The organism is Enterococcus sp. AZ109 (assembly GCF_051714625.1).
GTDB lineage: Bacteria > Bacillota > Bacilli > Lactobacillales > Enterococcaceae > Enterococcus_A.
Window position 1 is genome coordinate 2,737,113 of the sequence record NZ_JBIOSF010000001.1, and the last position, 25,129, is coordinate 2,762,241.

A 25,129-nucleotide genomic window follows, 5' to 3' on the forward strand; every position below is an offset into this window, starting at 1 on the left:
ATCAAAAGGAGTGCTTCAAGATGTCTCATTCAAGTTCTACCAAAGAAATGCTCGATATTATAGCCCTTTCTCTTAGAACCTTTCCTCATTTATTAGTCGAAGAAAGTATAGTACAAAGAGCGAACTGCTAAGCGTTCTTGCTCTCCACAAATAGCAAAGATAATGCTTCGCTCATCAGCGCCTTGGCTGATCATGCGTAGGTTAATATTTTTACGTGCCAGCGCCGCAGAGCTTTCAGCAGTAATCCCCGTATGGAATTTCATTCCTTCACCTACTAATGCGATAACAGAAATATCATGTTCGACTTCCAATTCATCTGGACAAATGCGTTCTTCAATTTCTTTTAGTAAGGTTTTTTCTAACTCTGGAGTTAGTTGAGATTCTCGCAAAATCAGCGAAACTGTATCGATTCCAGAAGGCATATGCTCAAAGCTGATATTTAGTTCTTCTAAAATTTGCAACACCCGACGGACAAATCCTACTTCTCGGTTTAGCAAATATTTATTGATGGTAATACTGCAGAATCCACTATCACTGGCCACACCCACTACACGATTCGGATTTTCTCGATCATAGGACTCTTTGATCATTGTTCCGGTACAAGATGGATTATTTGTATTTTTAATAACTACTGGTATTTTTGCCTTGAAGGATGGCATTAGTGCTTCGTCATGAAAGACGGTGAATCCGGCATAGGATAGCTCACGCATTTCCCGATAAGTTAATTGTTCAATTAAAGCAGGTTCGTGAATGTACTTCGGTGTTGCAGCAAAAATACCATCAACGTCTGTAAAGTTCTCATATATTTCAGCCTTTACGCCAGCAGCTACAATCGATCCAGTAATATCTGAACCACCACGTGAAAAAGTGCATAACTGCCCATCTTTGGTATATCCAAAGAAGCCAGGAATCACCAAAATTTCTTCAGTGTCGTGCCATTGATACATTTTTTCATAGGATTCTTCCAAGATCCGAGCATTATGTGGCTCATCAGAAACAATGATACCTAAATCTTTAGGATTAATATAACGCGCCTTCAATCCTTCATGCTGAAAATAGGCTGCAATCAGCTGAGCATTCAAATTTTCTCCTGTTGCTAAGAAACGATCCAAAATATATGGATTATTCTCATCAAAGTTTTCTTGTAAGGTAGTGATTTCTGAAGCAAAGGCTTCACAAACACGGTCATCCAAGCCTAACTCCTGAGCAATGTTCCCATAACGCTCAGTGATTTCTTCAATGAGTGAAGTAGTCTCTTGATTATTTGATGCTTTTTCATAATAAGCAATTAATAAGTCGGTGACCTTTTTATCCTCGGAATGACGCTTACCAGGGGCAGACACCACAACAAAGCGTCTTTTCGGATCGTCTTTAACGATGGCTAAGACTTTTTTTAATTGCTCGGCTGAAGCCACTGAACTTCCTCCGAATTTGATTACTTTCACTCTGATCACCTCTTATTTTAATGTGAATCTAATAATATCTGAAATTGATCGGAACTTCAAGCGTTGTTTCTAATTAGATGAGTAGAAAGTAGTTTTTTGTAAAAATATTGAGAAGAACATTCAACGGAATCCCTGAATGAAGTACAAATTTTTTTACGTAAGAAAATCCAAGTTTTACGAACTATTTAGTGTAGGAACGGATTGTTTGTGCTATAATCTAGGTTAGATGTTTTTGCGAAAAAACGGATGAATAATCGAACTGTAAATAGCAAACGAACTTATTCTAAACGTCGAAAGGAAAATCATACATGGGAAGTAATGTTATCATTGGTATAGTCATTGGAATCATCATTTTAGTGGCAATACTGTGTTTGATTGGCTATTTAATGAGAAAGAAGAATCAAGAACGGTTAAAAGAGCTAGAGACTCGCAAAGAAGCACTGTTCGATCTTCCAGTAGTTGAAGAAGTCGATGAAGTGAAAAAAATGCATCTCGTAGGTCAAAGCCAAAATACTTTTCGTGAATGGAACCAGAAATGGACGGATGTTTCGACTAAATCATTTGCTGAATTGGAAAGTCAGATTTTTGAAGTTGAGAGCCAGAATGAAACGTTCCGTTTCATGAAGGGCAAATCAGCGATCGAAAGTGCTGAACGGACCATGAAAGAAATGGAAGAGGAAGTTACAGAAATCCGTGAAGGTCTGAAAGAGCTACGGGAAACTGAAGAACGTAATTCTTTAGCCGTACAACAAGCATTAGATGTCTTTGAGGAATTGAAAAAGGACTTAAAGGATAATCGCGAAAACTTCGGACACGCTTTGCCAGAGATTGAAAAGCAAGTGAAAAATGTAGAAATTGAATTCACTCAATTTGTTACATTAAATACCTCCGGTGATCCTGTGGAAGCTAGAGAAGTGCTAGACGATGCTGAAAAACACGTTTACGATGTTCAAGCCATCATGCAAAAAGTTCCAACTCTTTATGAAGATCTGGAAAAAACTTTCCCAGCTCAAGTTGCAGAAATTGAAAAAACCTACAACAAAATGCTGGATGATGATTATGTGTTGCCGGAAGAGAATTTTGAAGGCCGCATTGAACATGTGAAAAAGCGCATGAAGCTTTCTGCAGAAGATTTAGAAAAAGTAGAGCTAGATACAGTTGAAGCGGCTAACAAAGAGACCGCTAATTTAATCGACGCCTTATACGACACGTTAGAAAAAGAGTTCGAAGCGAAAAAATACGTCTTAACTAATCGCAAAACAGTCAGTGAGTACATTCAACACGCTTCACGCAATAATCATCAATTAATGATCGAATTGGATCACACATCCCAAAGCTACACATTGAACAACAATGAGTTGGGACGTGCCCGTGGATTCCAAACTGAAATTGAGGAATTGGAACGTCGTAATCGTAATATGGAACCATTGATTGATAAACACGATATGCCATATTCTGATATTCAAAACTTCTACCAAGACGCTTTCAAGGTTTTAGACGACATTGAAACGAAACAAGTAGAAATTGATAACGACTTGCAAGATTTGAGAAAAGGGGAACGTATTGCCCTTGAACGGATCGATACCTATGAGTTTAAATTGCGCAACTTAAAACGTTACGTAGAGAAGCAACGTTTGCCAGGACTTCCAGGTGACTATTTAGAATTTTTCTTTATCGCAACTGATCGAGTAGAAGAACTAAGCCAATCATTAAACCGAATTCGTATCAATATGCAAGAAATTAATAAGTTAGTTAGTCTTTGTGATGAAGATATGGAACTATTGGATCAAAAAACCAATGATTTAGTAGATGCTGCAGCATTAACGGAACAAATGATGCAATATGCGAACCGTTATCGTCACACTCATTCAGAGATTAGAACAGCGATTGAGAATAGTCTTGAACTATTTAACAAGGAGTATCGTTATCAAGATGCATTGGATGAAATAGGCACAGCTTTAGAACGTGTCGAACCAGGTGCGTTTAAACGTATCGAAGATTTCTACTTTAATAACCGAGAACTTGCTTAACCAGACGATTATCGTCTGGTTTTTTTCTATATAATTTTTTAGTAATTTAAATTTTTGTCTAAAAAAACGACCCATACAAAGGTCGTTTTTCTATAGTATAAAATTAACTATAAATAAGCTGGCTGCTGAAAGCAGACATAAAATACCGATAATACGGAAGACTATGTTAAGGATGGTAGTTCGTCTTCTTATCCTACTAGTCAATAGAGAAAGTACGAGAATAATCATCCCAGTAGCCCCTATCACTATTAAATTGATCGGATCATTTAAGCCTACAATGGTTTCTCTTAAAGTTTTTGGTCGTAGAGGCTTTTGGACGGCGTTCAGTTTTTCCTTTGATGGCTTTACTTTTTCAATCGATTTGTAAGTCGTAGCCAGTCTCGGCAATGTATCACTTACTTGCTCCAGTGGGTCGGCTAAAACCAACTGATCTTCTTGAATGGTTAGCGTAGGTTGTGCATCTTTTCTTGCTACACCGTAGAAATCTTCTGTTAATTGGATATCTTCACCATCAATCAAATGTTGACCTTTTGACAGGATACGCTGATATTCGTAGTCATTGAAGGCTCTTTCCAGTAGTGCATTACCAAAAGGATGCCGATAATATTCACCATCTTGATCTGCCCAGTCGCCTACCCCTAAAATAACTTCAATTAGTCGTGTTTCTCCTCGTTTAGCAGTAGCAATATAATTAAACGCACTTGAAGGTCCGGAACCAGTTTTCAACCCATCTACCCCGTCAAGACCATATTTTGCCCCTGGCAATGAGTAATTATACGTTTCAAAGGTTTCTTCATAAGGAGTGTCCGCCATCGTAGTGACCGTTGGCTGACTAGTAAATTCGAGAACTTCTGGATGATCATTCACTAGGTGAAACACCATTGTTGCCAAATCGCGGGCTGTCGAAAGATTGCTTGCGTAAGGGTCATAACCCTCTGGATTGTAAAGGCCATCAAAACTGGCAGCAGAAGCCCCGCTACAGTTGTAAAAGGCAGTTTGCTTCATGCCAATTTTCTGTGCTTTCTCATTCATGCTTCGTATAAAAGCCCCAGCGTCGTTGTTAGAAACTGCGTTTGCCAGCATGACTGTAGCGACATTGGAAGAAGGAACGGTGACCATTTTTAAAAGTTCTCGTACGGGATAGTCAACCCCAGCCACAATTTTACTATTGCTGATAGCATAAACTTGACTAATTGCCTGGTCATTTTCTGTTGCCTTTATTGTGGTATCTAAGGTCAGTTTACCCTCCTTAATAGCATCAAAAACTAAAAAGACGGTCATCATTTTTGAAATACTTGCAGGTTCTCTAGGGATATCAATATTGTCTCCCCAAAGAATTTGACCGTTGTTTCCTTCAATGATGATGGAAGCTTTAGGTTTATTTATCTCTAATACGTCGGTATATCCAGCATCTCTAGTGATGGTTAAAATATCCTCTTGAGCAAATGCGGGGACAGTCCAATTGATCAAACTAAAAAACATCAAAACTGCGAAAACTCTTTTTACCACAGATTCACTCCATTCATATCATTTTTTATTTTTTTCATTTTAGCACATCTTACCTAGCCTTTTTCACAGATTAGAAAATATTCACGATAATTCGACAAAAAGTGAACTTCTTTTTTATTTCTCCAATTGTGCCTTGGAAATAAAAGGTTCATCTTTTTTGCGAATACTTTTAAATTGGTAAAGTCGCTTGAAGCGCAAGGGTATTCCCGTTATAATAAGTAGGAATTTTTGAAGGGAAGTTTTGTAATGATTTATTTCGATAATAGTGCGACAACTAGTATTTTCCCCCAAGCACTTGATACATATGTAAAAACAAGCCAACGTATTATTGGCAATCCCTCTAGTCTGCATGACTTGGGCACTCAGGCGCAACGCTTGTTGCAACAGGCACGTAAGCAAGTGGCTGATTTATTGAACGTCCAGTCTAATGAGATTTATTTTACCAGTGGCGGAACTGAAGGTGATAACTGGGTGATCAAAGGAACGGCTTTGGCAAAAAAGGAGTTTGGCCATCACGTAATTATCTCAAGTGTCGAGCATCCGGCGGTTAGTCGGGCTGCTCATCAGTTAGAGGTACTAGGCTATGAAGTCAGTGAAGCACCTGTGGATAAACGAGGATTTGTTGATGTGGATAAGCTGGCAGCTCTCATTCGTCCTGAAACCATCTTAGTTTCCGTGATGGCGGTGAACAATGAAATGGGTGCGATCCAGCCAATTGTTGCCATCAGCGAGCTATTAGCAGCTTATCCAACGATTCATTTCCATGTGGATGCTGTTCAGGCGATTGGCAAGGTAGATCATTCCATTTGGTTAACCCCACGAGTGGATTTCGCGACTTTTTCAGCGCATAAATTCCACGGTCCTCGCGGTGTCGGATTCATTTACTGGAAAAGTGGCAAAAAGCTTGATCCATTGTTAACTGGTGGTGGACAAGAAAATGGCCAGCGTAGTAGCACAGAGAATGTTCCTGGAATTGTAGCCATGAGTAAGGCATTAAGAATATACATGGAGAAAATTCAGGAACGGCCGAACCATACGCAAACGATTCGTAAATATTTGATGGAAGCTCTGGCAAGTTATGAAAAGGTCACCGTGTTTTCCGGAGATGCGCAGTTTGCTCCCCATATTTTGTGCTTTGGCGTGCAAGGGATTCGCGGCGAGGTGATGGTTCACGCTTTCGAGGAAAAACAAATTTATATTTCTACTACCAGCGCTTGCTCCAGTCGCAAAAAAACGGACAGCTCCACTTTGCATGCCATGGGTGTACCCCAGGACAAGGCGACAACTGCCGTTCGAGTGAGTTTAGACGAAGCGAATACGATGGCTGAAGCGGAGCAATTCATGATAGTTTTCAATCATTTATACGAGAAATTTGCAAAAATCAGTTCATAATAAAAAATTAGACTAACGAGGAGAATGACTGTGCAATATACAGAAATTATGGTTCGCTACGGTGAGCTTTCCACTAAAGGGAAAAATCGACGCAGCTTCATTATGCAATTGGCCCAAAATGTACGGGGAGCATTGATTGATTTTCCGGCACTCAAAATTCATGCTGATCGTGACCGCATGCATTTGATTTTAAACGGGGAAGACAGCACGAAGGTAATTCCTAAATTAACGAAAGTTTTTGGTATTCAAAATTTTTCCCCAAGTATTCGGATAGAAAAAAATCCGATAGCGCTAAAAGCAACAACAGAAGAAATTATGGAAGCCATCTATACCGGCAAAGAAAGCTTCAAGATTACTGCCAAGCGCAGTGATCATTCCTTTGAAATGGACAGCAATGAAATCCAACAGTTCTTAGGTAATGCGGTAGTGGATCGTTTTCCGGATATTCAGGCTCAGATGAAGCGCCCGGATATTAACTTGCGGGTAGAAATTCGTCGTGATAGTGCGTACCTTTCTTATGAAACGATTAAAGGTGCTGGCGGACTGCCAGTTGGAACGAGCGGCAAAGGCATGCTGATGCTTTCTGGTGGGATCGATTCGCCGGTAGCCGGCTACTTGTCCATGAAGCGCGGGGTAGAAATAGAAGCAGTCCATTTTGCCAGTCCCCCTTATACGAGTGAACAATCGCTGCAAAAGGCGAAAGACTTAACGGAAAAATTGACGCCGTATGTGGGTAGCATTCAATTTATCGAAGTGCCTTTTACGGAAATTCAAGAAGAGATCAAACAGCATACCCCACAAGGTTATTGGATGACCTTGACTCGCCGAATGATGCTGCGGATTACCGATGCGATTCGCGAGATGCGCCACGGCTTAGTGATTATCAACGGTGAATCTCTAGGGCAGGTGGCTTCTCAAACCTTGCATAGCATGGTGGCCATCAATGAAGTAACCACTACACCGATTATTCGTCCAGTGGTAACGATGGATAAAACGGAAATTATTGAACTGGCGGAAAAAATCGACACCTTTGAGTTGGCGATTCAGCCTTTTGAAGATTGTTGTACTATTTTTGCACCACCACAACCAAAAACCCGTCCGAAAATGGACAAAGTGTTAGAGCTGGAAAAACGCTTGGATATCGACGGCATGATTGAACGATGCTTAGCCGGCTTAAAAGTTGAAGCTATTTCAGCCGCTCATAGCCAAGCCCAAGTAGAAGAGTTTGCTGATTTACTATAGTAAGAAAAAAAGGTGATTCCTTTCTGTAGCAGAGAGGGATCACCTTTTTTTGTTTAAGAAAGTTGGTTGGCTACGATTTCTCGTTTGATGTATTCGTCAAATGTCGTAGGCTGTCTTCCCAATAACCAAGTTAATACATTAGCATTGCCGGCAATACCGTAGTCGCCGTAAGTTTTGGCTAATTCTTGGAAGGTTTTGACAAAATAGCTATCGTATTTGGCTGTTGGAAAAAAGTTGATGATGGTTTCTACCGGAATTTGCTGACAAACTGCTTCCCGTCCATTCAGTTGATTGAATTTTTCAACCATATCAACTGGGGATAGGAAATCGGTCCCTACTAATTCATAGGTCGCATTGGCATGGGTAGTTTCCATTAACACTTTAGCAGCTACCTCGGCCACGTCTACAACATCTACGTAACTTAATTTCGTCGTTTTGGTGTAAAAGCACTGGTAAGCGTTAGTGGACCAAACCATTGGTACTGAAAAATTATGCATGTAATGCATTGGCTGCAGGATCGTATAGTTTAAGTCATCGGATAAACCCTTGTAAACTAGATGTTCTTCCGCCTTCAATTTTTGAGTATGCTGAGGTAGCGTCGACATGTTAGGGTGAGTCACTGTCATCATAACAAACTGTTGAGTTCCGGCATTTATTGCTTCATCAACAAACCGATTGCAATTTCTGCCTCATCGTAAATAAACATTGGTGGAATGTAAAGGACTTTGTCACATCCATCCAAGGCTTTTTTCACATCTTTGACTAGGCGACCATCGCCAACCATCGTTTCTGCGACACCCAGCTCCTTTAATTCCCCTACTTTGGGATTAATATCAAAAGCACGAATCGCCAAACCGCGTTTAGCCAATTCGGCCACTACTTGCCGGCCAACACCGCCGGCGGCTGCTGTTACTAAAATCATCTATGTTTCCTTCTTTTTTTTAAAGCATATGCTTTTTTTTACAAACAAAATTTTATTAAAACGATAGGAACAGTGCTCAGCTTTAAAGCTGAGCGAATTTGCGAGCCTCTCTTATCGGAATTTCTCCCGATCATCGAGGCGTTGCGTTATAATCAAGAGCAAGAGGTGAAGCACAAAATGAAAATTGAATATCTTCAATCATTTGTTACCTTATCCAATACTCTAAACTATACAAAAGCAGCAGAGAGTCTATATATCACCCAACCTACATTAAGTCGGCATATTCAGCTGCTGGAGGCTGAATTAGGCTGCACGCTGGTTGCACGCAATACCCGCCAAGTCCAGCTGACAGAGGAGGGAAAAGTATTTTTAAGCTACGCCACCAATATGATTTTTGACTACAATCGAGCTACCCATCAGTTAAAAGAACGCAACCATGAGCTGGGCTATCAACTAGCAATCAGTTTCTTAAGAGGCGGGACGGATGCTTATTTGCTGCCGTTGCTTCAGGCCTTTACACAAGCCTATCCTAAAGTTGAACTGCAGCTGCAAGACGGGACTCATGAAGAGCTGGTAACTGATCTTCGAGCTGGAAAGCACGACTTGTGCATGACTATGGCTACGACTTTAATCGGCATCGAACAGATTAAAATGCGATCAGTCAGTAAATTAGCGCTTGTTCTAGTGGTTCCAGAAGGGCATCCTTTAGCTGAGACCACCTCAGTCACCTTTGCTGACTTTGCCAAAGAGCCTTACTTATGTGTACAAAAGCAGCAAACTAAAGCTTGGTACGATTACGTGGTCAGCCTATTTTTAAGTCAAGGATACTATCCGCGGGTGAATGACAGCTGTTCCAGTGTCAAAACGTTGCTGATGCAGGTTGCTTTAGGTAAAGGGATCAGTGTGTTAACCGAAGGCTGCCGAAGTTCCACCCCAGACAACATTAAGCTGATTCCCATCCAGCATGTGCCAGCGATTCAAACGGTTTTCGGCTATCGCGAAGACAATGACAATCCAAGTTTAAAATTATTTACGAGTTGGCTGGAAGATTATCTTTACTGAGTTAATTATAGAGGGTGCTACAAGTATTGTGAAATAGGGAACAAGTAAGATTTATGCAAGTTGTGTATAGGTGATGCAAAAGCAACCTAAAACACTAAATAGGGCCAAAAACGATCCATTTAAGGAATCTGGTCCTCTCGTACTTAAACTCAAGCAACAATGAAGAAAAGTCAGAAAGGGTGATTAGATGCAATTGCTATCGATCTCTGAACGTTTTTTTCTATTGGCGAGGGATCAATCGGGGACCGTAAGCTCCAACCATCAATGGAATCCATTGCGTTGGCAATTCTGGTGCAAAAAGCTCGGATAGCGCCCAAGTATTTATCAATTCAGGAACAAACAGAGCGCAAGCAAACATTGAAGCAGTTTAAGAAATCGGATGTATTGATGCAGACTAAACAGATGTTTGACGATATTGATACGATGTTTGTAATTATTGCAGCAACAATCATTAGCTAAGCCCTACAGCTTTTTTATACACATAAAAGATCATTGGTGAGCAAACATTAGTGATTTATTAGGAAACTTTGGTTAGCTTAAATAGCAGAGCAGGAAAGAATTAATTCTTTCCTGTTTTTTACATTGAAACGGTGGACTATTCATGTTAGAATGAATATGTGAAAAAATTAACAAAGGAGATCTACTATGGATCGCTTAATTGAAAAACCAAAATTATCAAAGGCTACTACTAAGCGCTTGTCGCTGTATTTGCGTTGCCTAAAAGAATTGCATAAGGAAGGCGTCCAACGAATTAAATCCTCGGAATTCAGTCAACTGACCCATGTCGGCTCTGCGACGATCCGTCGGGATTTTTCTCAGTTAGGGGAACTAGGTCGCAGCGGCTATGGTTATGATGTCAGCTATCTGATCAGTGTTTTCAGCAGTATTTTGGATACCATTGAAGAAAAACGGATTGCTTTAATCGGCTGTGGGAATTTGGGCCAAGCATTATTAAATAATAATTTTCGTCGCAATGAAAATCTGAATATTGTTTGTGCGTTTGATACGGACGCTGACAAAATTGGATCGGTATTTAACAATGTTGAAGTGTATTCGATGGATCGCCTAGACGAAATCTTATCCAAAGAAAAGGTAACTATTGCAATTTCGACAGTTCCTAGCCAGTATTCTCAAGCAGCAGTGGAAAATGTGGTGAAAAATGGGGTGACGGCTATTTTGAGCTTTGCACCTGATCCGATTAAAGTGCCTGAAGGGATAACGGTTCATTATATTGATTTGACTACTGAGCTGCAGACGTTGATTTATTTTGATGAGCTGGCGCAATCCCGGCGAGGGTAGGACTTTACAAGTTGTGCGCTTCATTGTACAATGACTCATACGAAGATCAAGAGGAGTACGATTTTTTTCCTGTGATAGAGAGAGAATGAGTGGTGGAACATTCTTACAGTGAAAATCGGAAGGTAGCTTGGGAGTCCTGCTTTTTGAAACCAGTAGAAAAGCACGCGTCATGACCGTTAACTCATGTTTAAGAGGCAGAAAACTTTTCTGCAATTTAGGTGGTACCGCGTAGTTTACGTCCTAAAACACATTCGTGTTTTAGGACTTTTTTTATTTTGCCACAACTAAGTACATACAAACAAGGAGGAAACGCAATGCCTGAAAATTTAGCAACCAAATTCAACCCGCAGGAAGTCGAAGCGGGTCGTTACCAAAAGTGGTTAGATGAAGATTTATTCAAGCCGTCAGAAGATAAAAAAGCCAAACCTTATTCAATCGTTATTCCACCCCCAAATGTTACTGGGAAACTTCACTTGGGGCATGCGTGGGATACAACGCTGCAGGACATGATTATTCGTCAAAAACGGATGCAAGGCTTTGACACTTTATGGCTGCCGGGAATGGACCATGCTGGGATTGCTACGCAAGCAAAGGTTGAAGAAAAACTGCGGGAGCAAGGCATTACCCGTTATGATCTTGGTCGCGAAAAATTTGTTGATCAAGTCTGGGAATGGAAAGAAGAATACGCGGGTCACATCCGGGAGCAATGGAGCAAGCTGGGCTTGTCTTTAGATTACAAACGGGAACGTTTTACCTTGGATGATGGTCTGTCTGATGCCGTTCGCAAGGTTTTCGTGAAATTATACGAAAAAGAGTTGATCTATCGCGGCGAATACATCATCAACTGGGACCCGCAAGCCAAAACAGCTTTATCGGATATCGAAGTTATTCATAAAGACGTGGAAGGTGCCTTTTATCATCTTTCTTATCCATTGGCTGACGGCAGCGGTGCCTTGGAATTAGCAACGACTCGTCCGGAAACGATGCTGGGAGATACTGCGGTGGCAGTTCACCCAGAAGATGAACGTTACCAAGACTTCATCGGAAAAACCGTTATTCTGCCATTAATGGATAAAGAAATTCCGGTTATTGCGGATGAATATGTGGATCGCGAATTTGGAACTGGGGTGGTAAAAATTACCCCTGCTCATGACCCAAATGACTTTGAAGTCGGCAATCGTCATGACCTGCCACGAGTAAATGTCATGAATGAGGATGGCAGCATGAATGATTTAGCTGGCAAATATGCTGGCATGGATCGTTTCGCCGCTCGTAAAGCCATTGTCAGCGACTTAAAAGAAATCGGCCGTTTGATCAAAATCGAAAAAATGGTCCACAGTGTTGGTCACTCTGAGCGTACAGGTGTCGTAGTTGAACCACGCTTGTCGACGCAATGGTTCGTTAAAATGGCGCCTTTAGCTGAGCAAGCGATTCAAAATCAAGATACCGATGATGCGGTGAATTTCTTCCCGTCACGCTTTAATCAGACGTTCTTGAGCTGGATGGATAATGTGCATGATTGGGTAATTTCTCGCCAATTATGGTGGGGCCACCGCATTCCAGCTTGGTACAACAAACAAACTGGAGAAATGTATGTTGGTATGGAAGCACCAGCAGATGCGGAAAACTGGGAACAAGATCCAGATGTCTTAGATACGTGGTTTAGTTCAGCGCTATGGCCGTTTTCAACGATGGGCTGGCCAGATACCGACAGCGAAGACTTTAAGCGTTACTTCCCGACCAACACTTTGGTGACGGGTTATGACATTATTTTCTTCTGGGTTAGCCGCATGATTTTCCAAAGCTTGGAATTCACGGGCGAACGTCCTTTTGAAAATGTCTTGATTCACGGTTTGATTCGCGACGAACAAGGCCGTAAAATGAGTAAATCTCTGGGCAATGGGATTGATCCGATGGATGTCATTGATCAATATGGTGCCGATGCTTTGCGTTGGTTCTTATCCACAGGTTCAGCACCTGGGCAAGACGTGCGTTTCAGCTATGAAAAAATGGACGCAGCCTGGAACTTCATTAACAAAATCTGGAATGCTTCTCGTTTTGTTATCATGAACATTGAAGGCTTTACGCTGGAAGACATTGATTTGACTGGCGAAAAAACGGTAGCCGATCGTTGGATTTTGACTCGTTTAAATGAAACGACGGAGAAAGTAACCAAATTATTCGATCAATTCGAATTTGGTGAAGCAGGTCGTCAGCTGTACAACTTTATGTGGGATGATTTCTGTGACTGGTACATCGAAATGAGTAAAGAAATTCTTTACGGTGAAGATGAAGCAGCCAAGAAAACAACGAAAAGCATCTTGATTCACGTGTTGGATCAAACCTTGCGTCTATTGCACCCAATTATGCCGTTTGTAACGGAAACTATTTGGGAAAAGTTACCTCATGAAGGTCAGTCTTTAGTGGTAGCCGAATATCCTACCGTACAACCAGTCTACAATGATGAAAGTGCTGCTAAAGGAATGGAAGTATTGAAGGAATTAATCCGTTCAGTACGCAACATCCGTTCAGAAGTGAATACACCATTGTCGAAACCAATTACCTTGCTGATCAAAACCAGCGATCCAGCTGTAAATGACTTCCTGTTGGAAAACACTAGCTACATTGAACGCTTCTGTAATCCAGAAGAATTGGTGATCGACAGCGAAATCACAGCACCTGATTTAGCCATGTCGGCTGTTCTAACCGGGGCTGAAATTTATCTGCCATTAGCTGGCTTAATTAACATCGAAGAAGAAATTCAACGCTTGGAAAAAGAATTAACTAAATGGACTGGTGAAGTCAAACGAGTACAAGGAAAATTAGCCAACGAACGTTTTGTCGCTAATGCTCCTGAAAAAGTGGTTGAAGAAGAACGAGCAAAAGAAAAAGATTATTTAGAAAAACAAGCTGCCGTTAATGAACGGATTGAAAGCTTGCGTACCATTCAGTAGTAGGTAAAGTGGCTAGTCAAAAGAGACTAGTCACTTTTTCTTTAACCAGTTGAAATCTCTGGTATACTAGTAACGAGGTGGTAAGTAGTGACAATTGAAGAAGCAGTCGACTGGATTCACAGTCGCAAAAAATTTGGTTCTCGACCTGGTTTAGAACGTGTACAAGCCCTATTAAATAAAGCCGGAAATCCTGAAAAACAAGTACCAGTCATTCATATAGCTGGAACCAACGGTAAAGGGTCAACAGTGGCTTACTTACGAAGTATATTAGCAGCAGCCGGTTTAACGGTAGGTAGTTTCACTTCTCCCTATATTGAAGAGTTTAATGAACGAATCGCAATCAATGGTAAATCGATTGCGGATGAAGATCTAATCACTTGGGTGGAGCGTTATCAACCACTAGTGGCAGAGTTGGATCAAGATGCCGCTATTAACGGTATTACAGAATTCGAAGTGTTAACCTCGTTAGCTTTAGACTTTTTTCTTGAGCAAAAGGTTGATATCGCAATTATTGAAGTCGGCTTAGGTGGGTTATTAGATTCTACAAATGTAGTTCAACCGCTGTTGACTGCGATTACCACGATTGGTTATGACCATACTGATATTTTAGGAGAAACTTTGCCGGAAATTGCCATGCAAAAAGCTGGTATTATCAAAAAAGATGTTCCGATAGTCACCGGCAATATTACGGCTGAAGCATTAACTGTTATTAAGCAAAAAGCTGAAAATGAACAAGCCGCTCTCTACCAATATGGCAAAGATTATCAAGTCGACTATCTAAAACCAGATGGCAGTTGGGGAGAACGTTTTAACTATACTTCTGATGTTGGACGCATAAGCAAATTGAAAATTAGTTTGTTGGGTCGTCATCAAATCGAAAATGCTGGAGTTGCCATCAAGCTTTATCAGCTATATTGCCAACAAAAGCAATTAATTTTTGAAGAAAAAGCAGTACGAAATGGGTTACTGGCGGCTCAATGGCCGGCTCGGATGGAAAAAATTAGTGACGAGCCGTTAGTCATTTTAGACGGAGCCCACAATGACCATGCGATTAAGCGATTGGTAGAAAATATGAAACGGGAATTTAGCGAATACAACATTCATATCTTATTTTCGGCATTAGAAACTAAAGATATTGACAGCATGCTGAAAGATTTGCGCAAGATTCCACACGCACATCTGTATATCACCACCTTTGACTATCCTAAGTCGTTAAACCTCAGTCGATTTGACGATCAGGAAACCGATCGTTTTTCAGTCGTTTCATTGTGGCAATTTGGTTTAGCTGAAATATTGGAAGCGATGGATGATAGTGATTTACTTTTAGTTACTGGCTCTTTGTACTTTGTTTCTGAAGTACGTCAATTATTATTAAATGTGGGGGGAAACGATGAAAGAAATTAAGGGAGTAATTTTTGATATGGATGGCTTGATCTTTGATACTGAAGCGATCTATTATCAAGCACAGCAAAAAGCAGCCGATAATTACAATATTCCATTTGATAAGGAGCTGTATCAAGAGTACATTGGAATCGCTGATGAGGAAGCGTGGGTAAGTTTGCATGAACGCTTTGCTGAACACGGTAAAGAAACAGTTCAAAAGTTTATTGATGACAGTTGGGGAGATGCCCATCAGATATTTCGTTCGGGAGAAGTTGATTTAAAACCAGGTGCATTAGAGCTTTTACAGTTTTTAGATGAGCAGGGAATTCCTAAGGTAGTTGCCTCTAGCAATGTGCGTCCAGTTATCGAGACCTTGTTGGAACATGCGGGAATTCGTGATAAATTTCAAGCAATTGTTTCAGCTGAAGACGTAACCTTAGCAAAACCTGATCCAGAAATTTTCAATATTGCTCGTGAGCTTTTAGGTACCTCAGCGGAACAAACCTTAGTTTTAGAAGATGCTCAGCATGGCGTTATGGCAGCAATTAGTGCGGGAATTCCAGTCATTATGGTCCCAGACATGATTGAACCTGAAGAAGTCTTAGTAAAACAGACGGCTGCTGTTTTACCAAGTTTGCATGAAGTAATTAATTATATACAAGAATGATTTAGACTCCTTTGCGTATCTTATATAAAAGATGCAAAGGAGTTTTTTTATGGAAAAATCATTGTTGCTGCAAGAGTTACCTGAAAGTTCATGGCCACGAGAGCGTTTGTTAAAAGAAGGGGAGAAGCATCTAACAGATCAAGAACTGCTGGCTATTATTTTACGTAATGGATCTCGCTCACAACATGTGATGGATTTAGCTGGCCTAATCTTGAAGGAAGTCCAACATTTATATGAGTTGAAGCAATTAACCATTGAAGAGTGGATGCAATTCAAAGGGATCGGTCAAACAAAGGCAGTCGAATTAAAGGCTGTGATGGAATTAGGAGCTCGTATCCATCGTGCGACGCAGCCTAAGCTAGGAAGAGTAAGTTCTAGCTTCGCTTTAGGGAGCCATTTAATGGAAGAGATGAAAGGGTTACAACAGGAGAATCTTATTGCACTTTTTTTGAATACTAAAAATGAAATTATTCAACAAAAAACGATATTTGTCGGATCGCTGAATCAATCGATCGCACATCCTCGTGAGATTTTTAGGGAAGCGGTTCGTGTCAGTGCGGCTCGAGTTGCTCTAGCCCACAATCATCCAAGTGGAAACCCGCAGCCTTCTCGTAATGATTTAGATTTTACTTCACGAGTTAGAAAATGCGGTGAAATGATGGGAATCGAAGTGTTGGATCACGTGATTATAGGTGAAAATGAATACATTAGTTTGCGAGAGGAAAATTACTGGGACTAGACAAATGACAACCCTTGCATATTTTATTAGACAAATGGTAAACTATTTATGTAATTTTGTTTGTTGGAGTTGAAACATATGTGTCACCTCGATCGTACGAGCAATGTTACAATTTATAATGTGCTATTCGCACGAGGAGGAAAAGATTCATGGAAAACGGAACAGTAAAATGGTTTAACGCAGAAAAAGGATTTGGCTTCATCACTCGCGAAGACGGTAGCGATGTATTCGTACATTTCTCAGCTATTCAAGGCGACGGCTTCAAAACGCTTGAAGAAGGTCAAGCTGTCACATTCGATGTTGAAGAAAGTGATCGCGGACCTCAAGCTACAAATGTAGTTAAGCAATAATTCCGAATCCTAAAAGTCCTAGAACCAGCGGTTCTAGGACTTTTTTGAATATATTTACTTTTCCAGTAATTGTTGAAAATTATCTGTAGTTTGGTGGTCTTTAGGAACAAGAATTGCTAAAACCGCTTTACCAAGACAATATGGCCAGTATACATCATAAAGTTCAGCTGTATCTACCTGTTTTAATGTGCTGAAAACTTGTGAAGTGACTTCTTTGGCTAGTTCAATTGTTTCCGTATCTTGTAAGAAAAAACGATGAAATTCTTCAGGATAATCAGTTGCATAGCCAATAATTAGATGGGTCAATTGCTCAACGGTTTCAGGATTTTGATCTTCAAGAAAATCCTTGTACTTAGCAATAACTCGGTTAACCATCACTGTTTTAAAATTAGTCATATTTTCAAATTCGCGATAAATAGGCTGTGTAGAACAATTAATTTGCTTGGCAATATTACGAGCGTTAAACTTTGAAAAGCCTTGTTCGATAATCAGACGATAACTACCCTCAATGAGATGTTCCCTTTGGATACGGATACTTCTTACCATAATAATCTTCCCCTAATTTAAATTTGTACCAGTTTTCATACTATAAATAACAATAGTGATTAAAGCGTGGATTTTATTATCCCTATTGTGCAAATTTATCTTATGTTTGTCAATCGATTTTCCAAAATAAAATATTCAAAATAACTGAAAAAAATCGATAAAAATAATTATTTACTACAAATTATCGAATATTTTGCTTTGATCAGAGAAAACAATTAGTGGTTATTTTTTTGAAAATCATGACCACCCGTGAAAACGGGTGGTTTGCTCTGTGGGTGAAACCCCTTGTTGCTATGACTACGCCTCAAGACGCTACCCTTCACTTTGTTCAGGCTCATTGTCTTTGCCACTTTCACTACCAGTTAAACTGGGTTATTTTTTTCGGAATCCTCCATCTGAAAATGGATCCTCATACTCCCTTACACTCAACTTATCAATTGCTTGGTCGTGTTGCTCCTGCTCTCGAATATATTTTGCGATTGTTTTCTCATTCAATCCCACTGTACTTACATAATATCCTTCTGGCCAGAACTTTCGATTCCCATATTTATACTTCAGATTAGCATGTTTATCGAATATCATTAATGCACTTTTTCCTTTTAAATATCCCATGAAACTTGAGACACTCATTTTGGGCGGGATACTTACTAAAATATGCACGTGATCTGGCATCATATGACCCTCTATAATCTCCACTTTCTTATACTTGCATAACCGTTGAAAGATTTCGATTAAGTCTCGTCTTACTTGATTATAAATCACTTTTCGTCTAAACTTTGGAGTGAACACAATGTGATATTTACACATCCATTTTGTATGTGCTAAACTGTTCGCTTTGTTTTGCCAAAAATACCATTCCTTTCTATTTGAGCCTGAACACTTTTATTGTAAAGGAATGGTATTTTTGATGGTATAACCAGTTGTCTCTACCCGCATAGCGGGTAGTTTTTTTGTTTCGGACAAAATTCGTCCGAAACTGGGCGTTTAGGCCCACAAATCAAAACCACCCGTGTGAACGGGTGGTTTGCTCTTCTGCTAAAAGCCTCTTTTACCGGCCACGGCCTAAAAGGCCCTCTGAAAGGTCTTCCTCCCGCACCACTTTTACTCACTGATTCTTGAAGAATCTCTCGCTATTTTTTCCTGTTTTTCTCTTCAGTAAACGGATCATACTCTTCGAACAATGTTAGCTGATCTGCTACATAATCATCTTGGATTTGATTACGAATATATTCGGCAATCTTTTCCTTGTTTCTTCCTACCGTGTCCACGTAGTAGCCACGACACCAGAACTTTCGATTCCCATAGCGATATTTTAGATTGGCATGACGATCGAAAATCATTAAACTACTTTTCCCTTTCAAATAACCCATAAATTGAGAAACACTCAATTTGGGTGGAATACTTACTAACAAATGAATATGATCTTTGCACGCATTCGCTTCATGAATCTCAACGCCTTTTCGTTCACACAATTCTCGGATAATTGTTCCAATACTTTGTTTGTATTTCCCGTAAATAATTTGTCTGCGATACTTCGGCGCAAACACAATATGATACTTACATCTCCAACTTGTATGTGCTAAACTTGCACTATCCTTTTTCATAAAGGGACCTCCTAATTTTGATTGTGATGCGGTCGGCAAACCAACATCAGTTTATCATTTTAGGAGGCTTTTTTGATACCACGCTGGAAGCTTTCTGGAACCACCCGCATAGCAGGTGGTTTTCAAAACATACAAAAAAACACTTGCTCTACAGAGAGCAAGTGTCCATTTCTTATTGGTCAGGGGTCATAATCATCGGGATAATCATCGGGTGACGCTCTGTTTGATCAAATAAAAATGGTTGTAACGCCGAGACCATTGCATCTTTTAGTTTAGCTTCGTTACAAGTTTTATCATTTAACGCTTCTCGCAAAGCGTGGAATAAAATACGTTGTCCTTCGCTAATCATGTCACCGGATTCTCGCATATAAACGAAACCTCGTGACAGAATATCTGGTCCTGCTAAAACTTCTTTTTTATCAATATCAATTGTAGCGACTGCTAAGACTAATCCCTCTTCTGAAAGAATGCGACGATCCCGTAACACCACATTCCCGATATCTCCAACACCGCTTCCATCAACATAGACATCATGGGCATTAAAGTGTCCAGCTGGACGGGCGCTATCTGCTGTTAAGGCCAGCATATCCCCATTTTCCATAATGAAGCAGTTTTCTTCAGGGACGCCTGTATCTTGAGCTAAGTCGGCGTGGATTTTCAACATCCGGAATTCACCATGAATCGGTACAAAGTATTTTGGCTTCATTAGACGTAGCATCAATTTTTGCTCTTGTTGGCTACCGTGCCCAGAAGTGTGGATGTTGTTTACTTTGCCATGAATGACATTTGCACCAGCTTCTGACAACTGATTGATCAAATGATTTACACTAGTTGTATTGCCGGGAATCGGTGAGCTAGAGAAAATAACCGTGTCATCTGGTTGAATCTGAATTTGACGATGAGTACCATTGGCAATGCGAGACAAAGCCGCCATGGGTTCACCTTGTGATCCAGTACATAAAATTAATAATTCCTTTGCTGGGATCCGGTTGATCTCACGTGAATCCACAAAAGTTTCGTCTGGAACGGTAATATAGCCTAAGTTTCGGCCATTCACAATCGCATTTTCCATGCTCCGTCCAAACACAGCAATTTTTCGCCCAGTTGCAACAGCAGCTTCTGCGGCTTGTTGTAGTCGGGATATATTGGAAGCAAAGGTAGCGAAAATAATTCGACCATCAACTTTTTCAACAATACGTTGAATAGATATTCCAATATTTTTTTCGGATTTAGTAAATGTTGGCACTTCTGCATTGGTACTGTCGGATAAAAGACAAAGCACTCCTTCTTCACCAATTCTTGCCATCTTATGCAAATCTGCAGGTTGACCGACAGGAGTGAAGTCAAACTTGAAATCACCTGTTTCAACAATATTTCCGGATGGTGTTTTGACTACTACACCTAGTGGATCCGGAATACTGTGAGTCGTACGGAAAAAGCTGACAGATGTTTTACGGAAACGAATAACGGTATCCTCATTGATTTCATGTAATTCAGCATCCCGTAATAAGCCGTGTTCATCTAGTTTGTTTTTAATCAGCGCCAAGGCTAAAGCGCCAGCATAGACAGGAATATTGGCTTGTTTTAATAAGTAAGGAACGCCTCCAATATGGTCTTCATGTCCATGAGTAATGACAACGGCTTTTACTTTATTAATGTTTTGAACGACATAGCTGTAATCGGGAATCACGTAATCAATTCCTAAAAGGTCATCTTCTGGGAATTTGATCCCCGCATCGATGATGATGATCTCATCTTGGAATTGAACCCCATACATATTTTTCCCGATCTCGCCTAAGCCACCAAGAGCAAATACTCCGGTTTCATTATTTTTCAGCGAGAGTTTCATATTAAAACTCCGTTAGCTTGAAGTCAGCATTTTCTTTTTCGTAAGCTAAATGGTTGCCGTCCAATGCTTGAATGTATTCGACATTATATGGGGTATTGTCACGCATCAAGGTATGAACTGCTTCTACATTCTCTGCTTCTACATAAAGAGAAAGAGTCTGTTCACGTTTTGGATTACGTTCTTTGCTTTCTTGATAATAAACTTTAAAAATCATAAAAAATCTCCTTTATCTGCGTGTGCAGTTTTTATCCTTTTTTCCACAACAAAATGAGGGGGCTGTGCCACCTGAAAATTTATGCTCGAGGACTAGCTAATCTAGTCTTACGAGAGGAAGCCTCGACTTTGCTTCCTGAGCTTACAATTATTTTCACCGTACGTTGTGTTGTGAGTACAACAATTACTTGTAGTTTATCACAGAATAAGAAAGAAGTATAGAAACTAGAAATGAGAAATGTTGCGTATCTGAAAAAGTTTCTGAAAACTAAATAAAAAGTGATAGTAAAATCGATAGAAGTACGAGCAAACCCTATTAATTTATGCTATATTGGAGACATTATGGTATAGAAAGAGGCGAGATTAAATGAAGTTAATGTGGCGTTATACGTTGCGCTATAAAAAGCTCTTATTCTTTGATTTTATCAGTGTTTTCGGATTTATCCTCATTGAATTAGGACTGCCAACGATTTTGGCGAGAATGATTGACCGAGGAATTGGAAATCAGGACTTTGATTATGTAAAAAGAATGGGTATTTTGATGATTGTGATCACAGTAGTGGGAATTGCTATGAGCATTTCACTGCGCTATTTCAGTTCTCAAATTACATCACGGATGGTAGCTGAAATTCGAGACGACTTGTTCGCGAAAATTCAGTCTTTTTCTCATACTGAATATGAGAGTATCGGAGTATCTTCGTTGATCACTCGTACCACCAATGATGCTTATCAAATTATGCTCTTTATGCAAAATATTTTAACAGCGGGTTTTATGACACCGATGATGTTTGGTATGAGTTTGTACTTGGTTGTTCGTACGAGTCCGAGTTTAGGTATTTATGTGCTAGGTGCTTTGCCGGTTCTGATGTTAGCAATTGCTTTAATTGCCAAATATTCTGAACCCCTATCTACTAAGCAGCAAAAAAACCTAGATAATATTAATAGTATTCTGCGGGAAAATCTTTCCGGCTTGCGCGTAATCCGTGCCTTTGTAAACGAAAAGTTTGAAGAAAGTCGTTTCCGCAAAGTAAATAACGACTATGCAAACAGTTCTAAGAGCCTGTTTCATTTAATGGCTGTGGCTCAACCAGGATTTTTCTTCCTATTTAATATAGTCATGGTATTAATCATTTGGAATGGAACTATTCAGATTGACAGCGGTCAACTGGAAGTTGGAACACTGATTGCATTTATTGAATACATTTTCCATGCATTGTTCTCATTTATGATGTTTGCAACAGTATTTATGATGTATCCAAGGGCCAACGTTTCTGCTTTACGAATTCAAGAAGTCTTCGATCGTGATCCTGAAATTAAAGACAATTCAGAAGGCATCACTATGCCTGAGTTGAAAGGCTATGTTGAATTTAAAAATGTGACTTTTGCGTATCCGGGGCATTCTGAAAGTCCAGTGATTCGCAACGTCAGCTTTACAGCTAGCCCTGGTGAAACAGTTGCTTTTATCGGAAGTACTGGTTCAGGCAAGTCAACGCTGATTCAATTGATTCCACGTTTTTATGACGTGACTGAGGGGCAAGTACTAGTTGATGGTGTAGATGTTCGTTCTTATCAACTGAAGGATTTACGGTCGAAAATAGGCTATATTCCTCAAAAAGCGCAGCTGTTCACAGGAACTATTGCTGAAAATATGCGTTACGGGAAAGAGGATGCCACGCCTGCGGAGATGCGCGAAGCAGCTGATATTGCGCAAGCCTCTGAATTTATCTCTCAAAAACCAAATGGGTACGATGAGCTATTATCAGAAGGTGGTAGTAACTTCTCTGGAGGACAAAAGCAGCGTCTGGCAATTGCTCGGGCAGTTATTCGCCGGCCGGAGATTTATATTTTTGACGACAGCTTCTCTGCTTTAGATTATCAAACCGATGCGAACCTGCGGGCACGTTTGAAAAAAGAAACGACTGAGTCAACGGTTATGATTGTGGCCCAACGTGTAGGCACCATTATGCATGCCGATAAAATTGTTGTCTTGAATGAAGGTGATGTGGTTGGTATTGGTACCCACCGTGAGTTATTGGAAACTTGTCCAATTTATTATGATATTGCCGCATCTCAATTATCAGAGGAGGAATTAGCATGAAAAAAACCATTTCTTCCTTGAAACGTTTGATGCATTATGTTGATCCATATAAAGGTACCTTTGCCTTAACTTTGATTCTAACTCTGCTTACATTAATCATGAATACAATGATGCCTTATTTGTCTGGTTTACCAACGACAGAAATTACTCGCAATCTGCAGCAAGGCGAGGCGATTAATTTCGATTACGTTTTTAAATGTCTAGTTGCGATTATGATTGTGGGGGTTGTTTACTGTGGGGCTCAGCTAGGTAGCGGCTGGTTAATGGCTAATGTAGTGCAATCAGCTATGCGTGATTTGCGAGAAGATATCGAAACAAAGATCAATCGTTTGCCGGTTTCTTACTTTGACCGTAATCAGCAGGGAAATATTTTGTCACGGATTACTAACGACGTGGATGCCGTCAGCAATGCGCTGCAGCAGGCTATCGTCAAATTAGTGAACGCTGTGCTGGGAATTATTTTTGCCGTCAGTATGATGTTCTACATCAATCCGCTGATGGCGCTGATCTCAATGATTATGATCCCAGCCTCTTTATGGATTTCCCGTAAGATTGTTCACATCTCTCAAAAGGATTTTCAATCTATGCAAAATGCATTAGGAGATATGAATGGCTTTGTGCAAGAGAATATGACAGGATTTAGTGTATTGAAGCTTTATGGCCGAGAAGAGGAGACTTTAAACGGCTTTAAGAAAGTGAATCACACTTTACGCCGTTACGGATTCCGCGCATCGTTCGTATCCAGTTTGATGCAGCCGCTGGTTCAATTAACAGCTTATGCTACTTACATTGCCATGGCTGTGCTAGGAAGCTGGAATGTGATCACTGGAATTATTGTAGTGGGCCAGTTGCAAGCCTTTATCCAATACATTTGGCAAGTCAGCCAGCCAATGGGTGAAATAACGCAGCTGTCCTCTATGATTCAAAGTGCGTCGGCGTCGGCTAAACGAGTATTTGAAATTTTAGATGAAGCAGAAGAAACAGAAAATGCAGTAGATGAAAAGCTTCCAGAGCCTGTCTCTGGCGATGTTGTTTTTGACCATGTGAAATTCAGCTACGACCCAAAGAAACCGTTGATTGAAGACTTGAGCTTTAAGGTCAAGGCAGGTGAAACTGTGGCGATTGTTGGACCTACAGGTGCTGGAAAGACCACTCTGATTAATCTGCTAATGCGTTTTTATGACATAGACAGTGGTCGAATTTTGATTGATGGTGTGAATACGCAGGATATGAATCGGTCTGATGTTCGTGCGCAATTTGGGATGGTTCTTCAGGACGCTTGGTTGTATGAAGGAACAATCGCTGATAACATTCGTTTTGGTCGCTTAGATGCCACTGATTACGAAGTTGTTGACGCAGCAAAAACAGCAAATGTGGATCATTTTATTCGTACAATGCCTGGCGGTTACGAAATGTACATTAATTCTGAAGGAGACAATGTCTCCCTGGGGCAAAAGCAGTTACTAACGATTGCGCGAGCGATCATTTCTGATCCGAAGATTTTAATTCTAGATGAAGCTACTAGTTCGGTAGACACTCGCCTAGAAGGATTGATCCAAAAAGCAATGGATCGGGTGATGCAAGGGCGCACAAGCTTTGTTATTGCCCATCGTCTATCAACAATTCGTGATGCCGATTTAATTTTGGTTATGAAAAATGGTTCGATTATTGAGCATGGTACTCACAACAGCTTGTTGGAGCAAGGTGGATTCTACGAAAAATTGTACAATAGTCAGTTTTCTGAAGAAACAGAATAGAGAAAAGGCTTGCGGGTTTTCTCGCAAGCCTTTTTAGGTAGCGGGGACGAAAATCCGTTTGACAGGCT

21 protein-coding genes, 1 pseudogene and 1 other annotated feature are annotated in these 25,129 nt (G+C 40.3%); of the genes and pseudogenes, 13 read left to right on the forward strand and 9 right to left on the reverse strand.

All coding sequences use genetic code 11. From position 1 onward, the window contains the following. Positions 1-92 precede the first annotated feature (92 nt). Positions 93-1,445 carry an aspartate kinase gene (locus IGI42_RS13455; RefSeq protein ID WP_438716378.1) on the reverse strand — a complete coding sequence of 451 codons (1,353 nt, stop codon included), beginning with the start codon at positions 1,443-1,445 and terminating at the stop codon, positions 93-95. Positions 1,446-1,753: 308 nt separating this feature from the next. Between IGI42_RS13455 and IGI42_RS13460 the strand changes: the two genes are divergently transcribed. Continuing rightward, a complete protein-coding gene (locus IGI42_RS13460) occupies positions 1,754-3,475 on the forward strand; it encodes a septation ring formation regulator EzrA (RefSeq protein ID WP_438716379.1) in 1,722 nt (573 codons plus the stop codon). A 90-nt stretch (positions 3,476-3,565) separates the two neighbouring features. On the opposite strand, the gene IGI42_RS13465 is transcribed toward IGI42_RS13460, so the two are convergent. Next, entirely contained in the window at positions 3,566-4,984 is a 1,419-nt protein-coding gene (locus IGI42_RS13465) for a DUF1958 domain-containing protein (RefSeq protein ID WP_438716380.1), read from the reverse strand. A 246-nt stretch (positions 4,985-5,230) separates the two neighbouring features. On the opposite strand from IGI42_RS13465, the gene IGI42_RS13470 reads away from it, so the two are divergent. Next, positions 5,231-6,376, forward strand: a complete 1,146-nt coding sequence (locus IGI42_RS13470) for a cysteine desulfurase family protein (RefSeq protein WP_438716381.1) — start codon at positions 5,231-5,233, stop codon at positions 6,374-6,376. A gap of 30 nt (positions 6,377-6,406) precedes the next feature. Beyond that, the gene (thiI, locus tag IGI42_RS13475) at positions 6,407-7,618 is read left to right on the forward strand and encodes a tRNA uracil 4-sulfurtransferase ThiI (protein WP_438716382.1); all 1,212 of its coding nucleotides are present in this window, start codon (positions 6,407-6,409) and stop codon (positions 7,616-7,618) included. 53 nt (positions 7,619-7,671) lie between these two features. On the opposite strand, the gene IGI42_RS13480 is transcribed toward thiI, so the two are convergent. Beyond that, complete coding sequence (locus IGI42_RS13480) at positions 7,672-8,247, reverse strand: NmrA family NAD(P)-binding protein (RefSeq protein ID WP_438716383.1); 576 nt, start codon at positions 8,245-8,247, stop codon at positions 7,672-7,674. 23 nt (positions 8,248-8,270) lie between these two features. Continuing rightward, entirely contained in the window at positions 8,271-8,540 is a 270-nt protein-coding gene (locus tag IGI42_RS13485; RefSeq protein ID WP_438716384.1) for an NAD(P)H-binding protein, read from the reverse strand. Positions 8,541-8,717: 177 nt separating this feature from the next. Here IGI42_RS13485 and IGI42_RS13490 point away from each other — a divergent pair, with 177 nt between their 5' ends. From IGI42_RS13490 to IGI42_RS13525, 8 genes are all read left to right on the forward strand, one after another. Then, complete coding sequence (locus tag IGI42_RS13490) at positions 8,718-9,602, forward strand: LysR substrate-binding domain-containing protein (RefSeq protein ID WP_438716385.1); 885 nt, start codon at positions 8,718-8,720, stop codon at positions 9,600-9,602. Positions 9,603-9,881: 279 nt separating this feature from the next. Further along, positions 9,882-10,061 carry a hypothetical protein gene (locus IGI42_RS13495; protein WP_438716386.1) on the forward strand — a complete coding sequence of 60 codons (180 nt, stop codon included), beginning with the start codon at positions 9,882-9,884 and terminating at the stop codon, positions 10,059-10,061. Positions 10,062-10,247: 186 nt separating this feature from the next. Further along, complete coding sequence (locus tag IGI42_RS13500) at positions 10,248-10,901, forward strand: redox-sensing transcriptional repressor Rex (RefSeq protein WP_438716387.1); 654 nt, start codon at positions 10,248-10,250, stop codon at positions 10,899-10,901. A gap of 33 nt (positions 10,902-10,934) precedes the next feature. Further along, positions 10,935-11,147, forward strand: a binding site (T-box leader). A gap of 68 nt (positions 11,148-11,215) precedes the next feature. Beyond that, a complete protein-coding gene (locus IGI42_RS13505; protein WP_438716388.1) occupies positions 11,216-13,855 on the forward strand; it encodes a valine--tRNA ligase in 2,640 nt (879 codons plus the stop codon). Between the two features lie 87 nt (positions 13,856-13,942). Continuing rightward, a complete protein-coding gene (locus IGI42_RS13510) occupies positions 13,943-15,259 on the forward strand; it encodes a bifunctional folylpolyglutamate synthase/dihydrofolate synthase (RefSeq protein WP_438716389.1) in 1,317 nt (438 codons plus the stop codon). After that, positions 15,246-15,905: an HAD family hydrolase gene (locus IGI42_RS13515; RefSeq protein ID WP_438716390.1), complete on the forward strand. Its 660-nt coding sequence runs from the start codon at positions 15,246-15,248 to the stop codon at positions 15,903-15,905. The genes IGI42_RS13510 and IGI42_RS13515 overlap by 14 nt, the downstream gene beginning before the upstream one ends. A gap of 49 nt (positions 15,906-15,954) precedes the next feature. Continuing rightward, positions 15,955-16,644, forward strand: coding sequence for a RadC family protein (gene radC / locus IGI42_RS13520; RefSeq protein WP_438716391.1), 690 nt, complete (start codon positions 15,955-15,957; stop codon positions 16,642-16,644). Between the two features lie 149 nt (positions 16,645-16,793). Continuing rightward, a complete protein-coding gene (locus IGI42_RS13525) occupies positions 16,794-16,994 on the forward strand; it encodes a cold-shock protein (RefSeq protein ID WP_010760018.1) in 201 nt (66 codons plus the stop codon). 54 nt (positions 16,995-17,048) lie between these two features. Here the strand turns inward: IGI42_RS13525 and IGI42_RS13530 are convergent, their stop codons facing one another. From IGI42_RS13530 to IGI42_RS13550, 5 genes and pseudogenes are all read right to left on the reverse strand, one after another. Continuing rightward, positions 17,049-17,540 carry a TetR/AcrR family transcriptional regulator gene (locus IGI42_RS13530; protein ID WP_438716392.1) on the reverse strand — a complete coding sequence of 164 codons (492 nt, stop codon included), beginning with the start codon at positions 17,538-17,540 and terminating at the stop codon, positions 17,049-17,051. A 372-nt stretch (positions 17,541-17,912) separates the two neighbouring features. Beyond that, positions 17,913-18,374, reverse strand: a pseudogene (gene tnpA, locus IGI42_RS13535) (IS200/IS605 family transposase); the annotation flags it as partial. A 296-nt stretch (positions 18,375-18,670) separates the two neighbouring features. Beyond that, the gene (gene tnpA, locus IGI42_RS13540; protein WP_438716393.1) at positions 18,671-19,144 is read right to left on the reverse strand and encodes an IS200/IS605 family transposase; all 474 of its coding nucleotides are present in this window, start codon (positions 19,142-19,144) and stop codon (positions 18,671-18,673) included. Positions 19,145-19,316: 172 nt separating this feature from the next. Next, entirely contained in the window at positions 19,317-20,993 is a 1,677-nt protein-coding gene (rnjA, locus tag IGI42_RS13545; RefSeq protein WP_438716394.1) for a ribonuclease J1, read from the reverse strand. Between the two features lies 1 nt (position 20,994). Further along, positions 20,995-21,207 (reverse strand): DNA-directed RNA polymerase subunit epsilon, encoded by a 213-nt coding sequence (locus IGI42_RS13550; RefSeq protein WP_438716395.1) that lies wholly within the window; start codon positions 21,205-21,207, stop codon positions 20,995-20,997. A 366-nt stretch (positions 21,208-21,573) separates the two neighbouring features. Here IGI42_RS13550 and IGI42_RS13555 point away from each other — a divergent pair, with 366 nt between their 5' ends. Both IGI42_RS13555 and IGI42_RS13560 read left to right on the forward strand, forming a co-directional pair. Next, positions 21,574-23,304, forward strand: a complete 1,731-nt coding sequence (locus tag IGI42_RS13555) for an ABC transporter ATP-binding protein (protein WP_438716396.1) — start codon at positions 21,574-21,576, stop codon at positions 23,302-23,304. Continuing rightward, positions 23,301-25,061: an ABC transporter ATP-binding protein gene (locus tag IGI42_RS13560; protein WP_438716397.1), complete on the forward strand. Its 1,761-nt coding sequence runs from the start codon at positions 23,301-23,303 to the stop codon at positions 25,059-25,061. Before IGI42_RS13555 ends, IGI42_RS13560 begins: the two co-directional genes overlap by 4 nt. Positions 25,062-25,129 lie beyond the last annotated feature (68 nt).

Bases quoted from the DNA above. Each gene is read 5' to 3' on its own strand.
- tnpA (WP_438716393.1), bottom strand. From the start codon at position 19,144: ATGAAAAAGGATAGTGCAAGTTTAGCACATACAAGTTGGAGATGTAAG.
- IGI42_RS13555 (WP_438716396.1), top strand. From the start codon at position 21,574: ATGAAGTTAATGTGGCGTTATACGTTGCGCTATAAAAAGCTCTTATTC.
- rnjA (WP_438716394.1), bottom strand. From the start codon at position 20,993: ATGAAACTCTCGCTGAAAAATAATGAAACCGGAGTATTTGCTCTTGGT.
- IGI42_RS13485 (WP_438716384.1), bottom strand. From the start codon at position 8,540: ATGATTTTAGTAACAGCAGCCGCCGGCGGTGTTGGCCGGCAAGTAGTG.
- IGI42_RS13505 (WP_438716388.1), top strand. From the start codon at position 11,216: ATGCCTGAAAATTTAGCAACCAAATTCAACCCGCAGGAAGTCGAAGCG.
- IGI42_RS13530 (WP_438716392.1), bottom strand. From the start codon at position 17,540: ATGGTAAGAAGTATCCGTATCCAAAGGGAACATCTCATTGAGGGTAGT.
- IGI42_RS13550 (WP_438716395.1), bottom strand. From the start codon at position 21,207: ATGATTTTTAAAGTTTATTATCAAGAAAGCAAAGAACGTAATCCAAAA.
- IGI42_RS13470 (WP_438716381.1), top strand. From the start codon at position 5,231: ATGATTTATTTCGATAATAGTGCGACAACTAGTATTTTCCCCCAAGCA.
- IGI42_RS13560 (WP_438716397.1), top strand. From the start codon at position 23,301: ATGAAAAAAACCATTTCTTCCTTGAAACGTTTGATGCATTATGTTGAT.
- IGI42_RS13460 (WP_438716379.1), top strand. From the start codon at position 1,754: ATGGGAAGTAATGTTATCATTGGTATAGTCATTGGAATCATCATTTTA.
- IGI42_RS13525 (WP_010760018.1), top strand. From the start codon at position 16,794: ATGGAAAACGGAACAGTAAAATGGTTTAACGCAGAAAAAGGATTTGGC.
- IGI42_RS13490 (WP_438716385.1), top strand. From the start codon at position 8,718: ATGAAAATTGAATATCTTCAATCATTTGTTACCTTATCCAATACTCTA.
- IGI42_RS13480 (WP_438716383.1), bottom strand. From the start codon at position 8,247: ATGATGACAGTGACTCACCCTAACATGTCGACGCTACCTCAGCATACT.
- IGI42_RS13500 (WP_438716387.1), top strand. From the start codon at position 10,248: ATGGATCGCTTAATTGAAAAACCAAAATTATCAAAGGCTACTACTAAG.
- IGI42_RS13515 (WP_438716390.1), top strand. From the start codon at position 15,246: ATGAAAGAAATTAAGGGAGTAATTTTTGATATGGATGGCTTGATCTTT.
- radC (WP_438716391.1), top strand. From the start codon at position 15,955: ATGGAAAAATCATTGTTGCTGCAAGAGTTACCTGAAAGTTCATGGCCA.